Annotated in this window: 7 protein-coding genes; 6 read left to right on the top strand and 1 reads right to left on the bottom strand. The window is 72.2% G+C overall.

What is annotated here, in order from left to right; genetic code table 11:
* Window positions 1-63: 63 nt before the first annotated feature.
* From M1E25_RS25355 to M1E25_RS25330, 6 genes are read left to right on the top strand one after another with little or no spacing between them, the layout of a single operon-like run.
* A complete protein-coding gene (locus M1E25_RS25355) occupies window positions 64-963 on the top strand; it encodes a fumarylacetoacetate hydrolase family protein (protein ID WP_251419623.1) in 900 nt (299 codons plus the stop codon).
* A complete protein-coding gene (locus tag M1E25_RS25350; protein ID WP_251419621.1) occupies window positions 960-2,423 on the top strand; it encodes an aldehyde dehydrogenase (NADP(+)) in 1,464 nt (487 codons plus the stop codon). Before M1E25_RS25355 ends, M1E25_RS25350 begins: the two co-directional genes overlap by 4 nt.
* Window positions 2,420-4,135, top strand: coding sequence for an IlvD/Edd family dehydratase (locus tag M1E25_RS25345; protein WP_251419619.1), 1,716 nt, complete (start codon window positions 2,420-2,422; stop codon window positions 4,133-4,135). The genes M1E25_RS25350 and M1E25_RS25345 overlap by 4 nt, the downstream gene beginning before the upstream one ends.
* Window positions 4,132-4,878, top strand: coding sequence for a (Fe-S)-binding protein (locus M1E25_RS25340; RefSeq protein WP_251419617.1), 747 nt, complete (start codon window positions 4,132-4,134; stop codon window positions 4,876-4,878). Before M1E25_RS25345 ends, M1E25_RS25340 begins: the two co-directional genes overlap by 4 nt.
* Window positions 4,875-6,356, top strand: a complete 1,482-nt coding sequence (locus tag M1E25_RS25335) for an LUD domain-containing protein (RefSeq protein ID WP_251419615.1) — start codon at window positions 4,875-4,877, stop codon at window positions 6,354-6,356. The genes M1E25_RS25340 and M1E25_RS25335 overlap by 4 nt, the downstream gene beginning before the upstream one ends.
* Window positions 6,353-6,955: a LutC/YkgG family protein gene (locus M1E25_RS25330; protein ID WP_251419613.1), complete on the top strand. Its 603-nt coding sequence runs from the start codon at window positions 6,353-6,355 to the stop codon at window positions 6,953-6,955. Before M1E25_RS25335 ends, M1E25_RS25330 begins: the two co-directional genes overlap by 4 nt.
* Before the next feature lie 224 nt (window positions 6,956-7,179).
* On the opposite strand, the gene M1E25_RS25325 is transcribed toward M1E25_RS25330, so the two are convergent.
* Window positions 7,180-7,616 (bottom strand): SGNH/GDSL hydrolase family protein (locus M1E25_RS25325; RefSeq protein WP_505016606.1); only part of this gene is annotated, 437 nt, incomplete at its 5' end.

The raw sequence follows: 7,616 nt of genomic DNA, 5'->3' as shown, positions 1-7,616 counted from the left end.
ACCCGCCGCCACGGCGCCCCACGACCTCGCCGTGCCCGTGGTCTGCGAACAGAAGGAGAACTGATGGAGATCGTCCGCTACGTGCAGGACGGAGGAGTGCGGGTAGGCGTCCGGAAGGACGGCAAAGTGGCCGCGCTGACCTGGGCATCGAGCATCGCCGAGGTACTGGCCCAGCCGCTGGAGGAGCTGCGCGAACGCCTGGCCGACCTCGGGCCAGCCACCGACGACGCCGGCCTGACCCACCTGCCACCGGTGGACGGGCGCACCGAGGTGTGGGCCGCCGGCGTGACCTACGAACGCTCCCGCAACGGCCGCGTCGAGGAGAGCACCGAGAGTTCCGTGTACGAGAAGGTGTACGACGCGCCGCGCCCCGAACTGTTCCTCAAGGCCGTCGCCTGGCGGGTGGTCACGGACGGCGAGCCCGTCGCCGTCCGTGACGACTCCGCGGTGGATGTCCCGGAGCCCGAACTCGCCGTCGTGAGCAACCGGTTCGGGGAGATCGTCGGCTACACCGTGTGCAACGACATGAGTTCGCGGGACATCGAGGGCCAGAACCCGCTCTACATCCCGCAGGCCAAGATCTACAGCGGCAGCTGCGCGCTGGCCACCGGCATCGTGCCCGTGTGGGAGGTGCCCGACCCCCACGACCTCACCGTCACCGTCGAAGTCGCCCGCGAAGGCGCCGTGGTGTGGTCCGGTCAGACCAGCACCTCGCGTCTGCACCGGCGGCTCGACGACCTCGTGGCCGCGCTCCACCACCCGACCCACTTCCCCGACGGAGCCGTGCTGGCCACGGGGACGGGCATCGTGCCGGGGCTCGACTTCGCCCTCGCCGAGGGCGACCGCGTGGACATCGCGATCGACGGGGTGGGAACCCTGTCCAACCCGGTGGTCAGCGGCCGCGAGCCCATGGCCTGGCTGACGGAAACCCCCCGACCCCATGCGAGGAAGGTGCAGCCGTGAACGACACGACCCCCGAGGAACTCGAGACGGCCCTCGCCGCCGCAGCCGCCGCCGCGCGCCCCCTGGCGGCCCTGCGTCCCGCACAGCGGGCCGCGATGCTCCGCGCCGCTGCCGACGCGCTCGACGCCGCCGAAGGTGACCTGGTGCCACTCGCTATGCGGGAGTCGTCCCTGCCCGAACCGCGGCTGACCGGCGAAGTCGCTCGCTCCAGCGGTCAGTTGCGGCTCTTCGCCGACATGCTCGAGGACGGCTCGTACCTCGAGGCCGTCATCGACACCGCCGATCCGGATGCCACCCCGTCCCGCCCGGATCTACGCCGCATGCTCGTCCCGCTCGGCCCGGTCCTGGTGTTCGCCGCGAGCAACTTCCCGTTCGCGTTCAGCGTGCCCGGCGGCGACACCGCTTCGGCACTCGCCGCCGGGGCCCCCGTAGTGGTGAAAGCCCATCCCGGACACCCGGAACTGTCCCGCCGCACCGGCGATGTGCTGGCCGCGGCACTGCGCAAGGCCGGCGCGCCCGACGGCACCCTCACCGTGGTGCACGGCACGGCGGCCGGGACGGCCGCCCTGACCGATCCGCGGATCAAGGCCGCCGCCTTCACCGGCTCCGAACGAGGCGGCCGCGCCCTGCTGGACATCGCCGCCTCCCGTCCCGACCCCATCCCCTTCTACGGCGAACTCGGCAGCCTCAACCCGGTGTTCGTCACCCCCGCCGCCCTCGCCGCGCGCGGCGAGGAGATCGCCGACGGCTACGTCGCCTCGTTCACCCTGGGCACCGGACAGTTCTGCACCAAGCCCGGCCTGCTGTTCCTCCCCGAGGGCCACGGACTCGAACAGCGCCTGGCGGACCTGGTCGCCGACGTCGCCCCCGCGGCGATGCTGGGGGAACGGATCCGCGAGGGCCACGCGGAGGAACGCGACCGCCTCGCCGGTCTCGGCGCTGTGCGCACCGTTGCCGTGGGCGGCGCCGGAGCCGCGGACCGGGTCCCGGCGACCCTGCTCGCCACCACCGCCGAGGAACTCCTCGCCGACCCCGATCCGCTGCTCCAGGAATGCTTCGGACCCACGTCGATCCTGGTCGAGTACTCGGGCGCAGACGAGATGGTCGCCGCGGCCGAGGCGTTCGGCGGCAACCTCACGGCCACGGTCCACGCGGAAGAATCCGACGACGTCGTGCCACCACTGCTGGACCGCCTGCGCGAACGCGCCGGCCGCATCCTGTTCAACGGCTGGCCCACCGGCGTCGCCGTCACCTCGGCGATGCACCACGGCGGGCCGTGGCCCGCGACGACCGCGTCCGTGCACACCTCCGTCGGCACCACCGCCGTCCGCCGCTTCCTGCGCCCGGTCTGCTACCAGGACGCCCCGCAGTCCGCGCTTCCGGAGGCGCTGGCCGACCACAACGTGCTCGGTGTGCCCCGACGCGTCGACGGCAGCCTCACCGGGGAGGACCTGGCATGAACCTGCGCAGCCACCAGTGGTTCGGCGAGTCCGGCCGCAACGGCTTCATCCACCGCTCCTGGATGAAGGCCCAGGGGTTCTCCGACGACGTGTTCGACGGCCGGCCTGTGATCGGCATCTGCAACACCTGGTCGGAACTCACGCCGTGCAACGCCCATCTGCGCCGCCTCGCCGAGTCGGTCAAGCGCGGGGTGTGGCAGGCGGGCGGCTTCCCCGTGGAGTTCCCCGTGATGTCGCTCGGCGAGACGATCCTGCGTCCCACGGCCATGCTCTTCCGCAACCTGCTGAGCATGGACGTCGAGGAGTCGCTGCGCGGGAACCCGGTCGACGGGGCCGTGCTCCTGACCGGCTGCGACAAGACCACACCCGGCTCGCTGATGGGTGCGGCAAGCGTCGACCTGCCGACGCTTGTGGTGACCGGCGGCCCCATGCTCAACGGCAAGTTCCGCGGCTGCGACATCGGATCGGGCACCGCTGTCTGGCAGTTCACCCAGGACGTGAATGCCGGCCGGATGTCCGAGACGGAGTTCGCGGCCGCCGAGTCGGGCATGTCCCGCAGCAACGGCCACTGCATGACGATGGGCACGGCCTCCACGATGGCCTGCATGACGGAGGCCCTCGGCCTGCAACTGCCCGGATCGGCGGCGATCCCAGCGGTCGACTCCCGCCGCTACGGCATCGCACAGCGCGCGGGGCAGCGAATCGTCGGGATGGTGGAGGAGGACCTGCGGATCAGCCGGGTCGCCACCGGCGAGTCCTTCACCAACGCGATCAGGACGAACGCGGCGCTCGGCGGGTCCACCAACGCGGTGATCCACCTGCTGGCCATCGCCGCCCGGATCGGCGTGCCCCTCGAACTGGACGACTTCGACCGCTTCACCCGGGACGTACCGTGGCTGGTCGACCTCCAGCCGTCGGGCCGCCATCTCATGGAGGACTTCTACTACGCCGGCGGCCTGCCCGCGGTGCTGCACGAACTGCTGCCGCTGCTCCACGGCGACGCGCTGACCGTCACCGGGAAGACCCTGGAGGAGAACGTCCGCGGCGCGGAACGGATCGGCGACGTGATCCGTCCGCTGGCCGAACCCCTCGGCATCGGAGCCGGGACGGCGGTGCTGCACGGCAACCTCGCGCCCGACGGGGCGGTGATCAAACAGTCCGCGGCCTCCGAGCACCTCCTGCGCCACCGCGGTCGGGCGCTCGTCTTCGACAGCATCGAGGCGTACGACGCGGCCGTCGACGACCCGGACCTCGACGTGGACGCCGACACCGTGCTGGTGCTGCAGAACGCCGGGCCGCGCGGATACCCGGGCATGCCCGAGGTCGGCAACCTGACCATCCCCCGCAAGCTCGCCGAGCAGGGCGTCGACGACGTGGTGCGCATCTCCGACGCCCGGATGAGCGGCACCGCCTACGGCACGGTCGTTCTCCACGTGTGCCCGGAGGCCGCGGTCGGCGGGCCGCTCGCTCTGGTGCGCACCGGTGACTGGGTCGAACTCGATGTCACCGCAAGAATATTGCGGCTCGATCTTCCCGAGGACGAACTGGCCCGGCGCCGTGCGCAATGGCAAGCGCCGCAGGCACCGCAGGCACCGCAGGACCGCGGCTGGACCCGGCTCTACGGCGATCATGTTCTCCAGGCCGACCGGGGCTGCGACCTGGACTTCCTGGTCGGCGGAAGCGGTTCCGCCGTCGGAAGGCAGTCGCATTGAGGGTCGCCCTGTTCACCTCGTGCGCCGCGGACCTGGCGGCTCCGCGGCCCGCACTGGCAGCGGTCCGGGTCCTGGAGGCCATGGGCATGACGGTGGACGTTCCGGGCGCGCAGACGTGCTGCGGGCAGGTGGCGCTCAACTCCGGCCATCGCGAACCCGCCTCGGAGCTGATGCGCCGATGGGGCCGGACCTTCGGGGAATACGACGCGGTGGTGGGCGTCTCCGGCTCCTGCACGGCCACGGTGCACCACCAGTTCCCGAGGGTGCTGGAGGACCGGGCTGCCCGGCTCGCCGTGGACGCCGCACGGCGAACGTGGGAGTTCACCCGCTTCGTGGCACACCACGACGCCGCGCTCGACCTGGCGCTGTCCGGGGACGTCACCTGGCACGACTCGTGCCACATGCTGCGCTCCCTGGGAGAGAAGGCGGCGCCGCGCGACGTCCTCGGCAGGGTGCGCGGGCTGCGGGTGCACGAAGCACCCGGGAGCGAGGTGTGCTGCGGATTCGGCGGAACGTTCGCGCTGAAGTACCCGGAACTGTCCTGCGCCATGGCCGACCGGAAGATCACCGACGTGACGCGGACGGATGCGACACACCTCGTCTCGTCCGACTCCACCTGCCTGTTGCACCTGTCCGGGCGTGCCGCACGCCGCCGGGTGCCGCTGCGTGCGCTGCACGTCGCCGAACTGCTCGCCGCCGCCCTGCCCGGCGGACCCGGCACCTTGGAGGAGGCCTTCGCATGAGTGGCCGTTCGATCGCCCTGCACGGAGCCGAGCGGGTGCCGCACTCCCGTCCGGAATGGGCCGGGAGCGTGCGCCCCGGACACCGCGCACTGCTGCCCCTTGTCACCGCCGAAGCCGTGTCGCGGCCGGAGTCCGCTGCCACCGCCGCCCGGCTCACCGAGCGCAGCCGGGAATGGCAGGACGGCGGTTGGCCGGAAAACCTCGTCCCCCTGCGCGAGCGCGCGGCGCGGATACGCCGGGAAACGCTCGGCGACCTGGAGAGCCACCTCGCCCAACTCGCCGCGAAGGTGACCGAGCACGGCGGCACGGTACACCGGGCCGCGACCGCCGCCGACGCCACCGCGATCGTGCGGCGGATCGCCGCCGAGCACAGTGTCCGGCTGGTCGTGAAGTCGAAGTCGATGGTGACCGAGGAGATCGGACTGAACCCCGCGCTGGAAGCCGACGGCATCGAGGTGGTGGAGACCGACCTCGGCGAGTACATCGTCCAACTCGGCGACGAGCGGCCCTCGCACATCATCGCGCCCGCCGTGCACCTGGCCCACCGGGACGTCGCCGAGCGGTTCGACGCCCTCGCCGGTGAGCGGCTGGACCACGACGTCACCGCACTGGCCGGATTCGCGCGGGCGCGGCTGCGCGAGGACTTCCGCACCGCCGGCCTGGGCGTCACCGGCGTCAACTTCGCCGTCGCGGAGACCGGGACCCTGGCGATCGTGACCAACGAGGGCAACGCCGACCTGGTGACCTCGCAGCCGCCCGTGCACGTCGCGATCATGACGCCGGAGAAGGTCGTGCCGCGGATGGCCGACCTCGGCGTCCTGATTCCCCTGCTGTCGCACGCGGGGACCGGGCAGCGGATGACGGTCTACCAGACGCTGGTCACCGGGCCCCGCCGCGCCGGGGAGAGCGACGGCCCCCGGGAACTGCATCTGGTGATCGTCGACAACGGCAGGCACCGCATCCTCGGCACCCGGTACGAGGAGGTGCTGGCGTGCATCCGGTGCGGTGCGTGCCAGACCGCCTGCCCGGTCTTCCGCACCCTCGGCGGCGGGCACGCCTACGGGGCCGCCTACGGCGGGCCGATCGGCGCGGTGCTCTCCCCACTCCTCGCCCAACACGAGCAGGACCGCGAACTGCCCTACCTCTCCAGCCTCTGCGGTGCGTGCGCCGACGTCTGCCCGGTGATGATCCCCCTGCCGGACATGCTCGTCGACCTGCGTGCCGATGACGCCGCGTCCGGCAGGCGCATGAGCCGCGCGGGCTGGCGTGCGTGGTCGGCTCTGTGGTCGAACCGGGCGGGCCACCGCGTCAGTCTGGCGGTGGCCGCCGCCGCTGCCCGCCTCCTGCCGCGCCGGTTCCTGACCCGGCTGCCGGTGGCCCGACGCTGGGCGCGCGGACGGGAGCTTCCCGACCTCCGCGGCGCGGGAAGACTGCGACGGGCGCTACGGCGACGCCACCGCACCGGAGACCCGGCATGACCGGCGAGGACCCGAGCTCCGGCGCACACGCAGAAGACGCGGGGGCAGAGGCTTCGCGTCCCTCATTCCCGGTCCGGTTCGCCGCGGAGCTCGAACGTGTCGGCGGGCGCTGCCATCACGTCCCCGACCGGGCCGCCGCGCGGACCGTGGTGGCCCGGCTGTGCGGGGACGGAACCGTGGTGGCCGACGCGGATCCGTTGGTAGCGGAGGTGACCGACGGTCTGAGACGTGTCGAGAACCCTTGGGAGGCGGACACGGGCGTGACGACCGCGCTCGCCGCCGTCGCGGACACCGGCTCGCTCGCCCTCGTTCACGACCGGGAGCACCCCCGCAGGAACTCCGTCGTGCCACCGGTCCACATCGCTCTGGTGCCGGTGCCCGCGCTGGTCGGCTCCTACGCCGACGCGATCGTCCGGCTCGCCGCGGTCCGTCCGGCGCCTTCCGGCATGCGGATGGTCACCGGACCCAGTAGTTCCGGGGACATCGAGATGGTGCAGGTGCGGGGCATGCACGGGCCGCTCGCGCTGCACGTCGTCCTGATCGGCGCGGCGGATTCCCGCGCGTCCGGCAGCGGGGCTCCGGAGGTTGCGTCGGAGTAGTCCCGGCGACGCGACCGCGAGAAGTACGGGTGGCGGTGTGACGGAAATCGAACGCCGTGTTCTGCGGCGCCGCCTCCACGGGGCATCCGGTCGACGTGGTTCGCCGCTCCCGGTGCCTGGGTCGGGCCCCGGTTCCGTGCGGGAGCACGTGAAGGCGGACCGGGCCCCGGAGGAGAGAGGCCTCGGGGGCCCGGTCCGCTCGTCTCAGGAACGACGGGGCCGTGTCAGGCCCGGGAGGCGAAGACAGGCAGGTAGCCGCCGGACTGCCCGGCCGCGGTCGGGTGGTAGGACTCGCCGATGGGCCAGCTGACACTGTGGAGCCAGGAGTCGCCGGAGCAGATCTCGTGGCCGGTGAAGGCGGGCGCGACGTCACCGAAGACGAAGCCGTGGGCCGCCGCCCGCTTGGAGGTCTCGCTGTTGAGCAGGTCCGAGGCGCCGTTGAGCGCCGACCGCTCGTTCTCGCTCAGGCCCGCAATGCAGGAGCCGTTCAGCTTGTACAGGCGCGGGTAGCCGAGGATGACGACCTTGGCGGAGGGCGCCCTGCCGTCGATGGCGTTGTAGACGTTGTCGAGCTTCCCGGGAAGGACGTTCCGCATGTAGGCCTTGGCCTCTTCCACCCGGGCCAGGCAGGTCTCCTCGTCGTACAGCACACAGGTCGTCA

Origin of the sequence: Streptomyces meridianus, assembly GCF_023703325.1 — a bacterium.
Lineage (GTDB): Bacteria > Actinomycetota > Actinomycetes > Streptomycetales > Streptomycetaceae > Streptomyces > Streptomyces meridianus.
The sequence above is the reverse complement of the archived record's forward strand: the minus strand, read 5'-3'. Positions and strand labels throughout refer to the sequence as shown.

Excerpts from the sequence above, each read along its gene's own strand:
- M1E25_RS25335 (WP_251419615.1), top strand. The coding sequence starts at position 4,875 with ATGAGTGGCCGTTCGATCGCCCTGCACGGAGCCGAGCGGGTGCCGCAC.
- M1E25_RS25330 (WP_251419613.1), top strand. The coding sequence starts at position 6,353 with ATGACCGGCGAGGACCCGAGCTCCGGCGCACACGCAGAAGACGCGGGG.
- M1E25_RS25345 (WP_251419619.1), top strand. The coding sequence starts at position 2,420 with ATGAACCTGCGCAGCCACCAGTGGTTCGGCGAGTCCGGCCGCAACGGC.
- M1E25_RS25355 (WP_251419623.1), top strand. The coding sequence starts at position 64 with ATGGAGATCGTCCGCTACGTGCAGGACGGAGGAGTGCGGGTAGGCGTC.